This window comes from Acinetobacter sp. YH01009 (assembly GCF_013420765.1).
Classification (GTDB): Bacteria; Pseudomonadota; Gammaproteobacteria; order Pseudomonadales; family Moraxellaceae; genus Acinetobacter; species Acinetobacter amyesii.
The window spans coordinates 1-1,659 of the sequence record NZ_VOYE01000045.1 but is presented as its reverse complement, the minus strand read 5'-3'; the positions used below and the strand labels follow the sequence as shown (position 1 = coordinate 1,659).

The window sequence follows — 1,659 nt, the reverse complement described above, 5'->3', positions numbered from 1 at the left end:
AGTACCAGCGTACGGCCCACAGAATGATGTCACGCTGAAAATGCCGGCCTTTGAATGGGTTCATGTGCAGCTCCATCAGCAAAAGGGGATGATAAGTTTATCACCACCGACTATTTGCAACAGTGCCGATAAAAATATATCATCATGAACAATAAAACTGTCTGCTTACATAAACAGTAATACAAGGGGTGTTATGAGCCATATTCAACGGGAAACGTCTTGCTCGAGGCCGCGATTAAATTCCAACCTGGATGCTGATTTATATGGGTATAGATGGGCTCGCGATAATGTCGGGCAATCAGGTGCGACAATCTATCGATTGTATGGGAAGCCCGATGCGCCAGAGTTGTTTCTGAAACATGGCAAAGGTAGCGTTGCCAATGATGTTACAGATGAGATGGTCAGACTAAACTGGCTGACGGCATTTATGCCTCTTCCGACCATCAAGCATTTTATCCGTACTCCTGATGATGCATGGTTACTCACCACTGCGATCCCCGGGAAAACAGCATTCCAGGTATTAGAAGAATATCCTGATTCAGGTGAAAATATTGTTGATGCGCTGGCAGCGTTCCTGCGCCGGTTGCATTCGATTCCTGTTTGTAATTGTCCTTTTAACAGCGATCGCGCATTTCGTCTCGCTCAGGCGCAATCACGAATGAATAACGGTTTGGTTGATGCGAGTGATTTTGATGACGAGCGTAATGGCTGGCCTGTTGAACAAGTCTGGAAAGAAATGCATAAGCTTTTGCCATTCTCACCGGATTCAGTCGTCACTCATGGTGATTTCTCACTTGATAACCTTATTTTTGACGAGGGGAAATTAATAGGTTGTATTGATGTTGGACGAGTCGGAATCGCAGACCGATACCAGGATCTTGCCATCCTATGGAACTGCCTCGGTGAGTTTTCTCCTTCATTACAGAAACGGCTTTTTCAAAAATATGGTATTGATAATCCTGATATGAATAAATTGCAGTTTCATTTGATGCTCGATGAGTTTTTCTAATCAGAATTGGTTAATTGGTTGTAACACTGGCAGAGCATTACGCTGACTTGACGGGACGGCGCTTCCCTACCCTCATGGCCGCCTCCCAGGAATCGACCCAGGTGCTTATCGTGGACATAATCCTTTACTCATAAATTTATCTTATTCCATTATTGTACCTGTCACGCAAAACTTGCAGAAAAGCCATAAACGCAGGAGAATCCTGTCGGCGGTGAGGATAATAAATATGGTAGCCGTCAAAATATGGACACCACTCGGTCAGAACAGCAATCAGCTTGCCGCTTTTGATATATCCATCTGCAACATACTCGGGAATATAGGCAATCCCCAGCCCGTCTAATGCTGCATCGAGCTGATGAATCGTGCTGTTCGCAATATATTGCCCTTTGACTTTCAGACTGAATTTCTGAGCATCTTTCTCGAATTCCCAGGCGTACAATCCACTCGTATCAGAATAGCGGACGTTAATGCAGTTGTGGTTCAAAAGATCCTGCGGCTTCCTGGGCTTAGCATAACGCTTAAAATGGCACTGTTGCAAAGTTAGCGATGAGGCAGCCTTTTGTCTTATTCAAAGGCCTTACATTTCAAAAACTCTGCTTACCAGGCGCATTTCGCCCAGGGGATCACCATAATAAAATGCTGAGGCCTGG

The 1,659-nt window shown here is 44.9% G+C and carries 2 protein-coding genes; one reads left to right on the top strand and one right to left on the bottom strand.

The window, feature by feature from the left end:
* Positions 1-193: 193 nt before the first annotated feature.
* Positions 194-1,009, top strand: a complete 816-nt coding sequence (locus FTT76_RS17445; protein WP_000018323.1) for an APH(3')-I family aminoglycoside O-phosphotransferase — start codon at positions 194-196, stop codon at positions 1,007-1,009.
* 136 nt (positions 1,010-1,145) lie between these two features.
* Here the strand turns inward: FTT76_RS17445 and FTT76_RS17440 are convergent, their stop codons facing one another.
* Entirely contained in the window at positions 1,146-1,547 is a 402-nt protein-coding gene (locus tag FTT76_RS17440; RefSeq protein WP_001183556.1) for a LysR substrate-binding domain-containing protein, read from the bottom strand.
* Positions 1,548-1,659 lie beyond the last annotated feature (112 nt).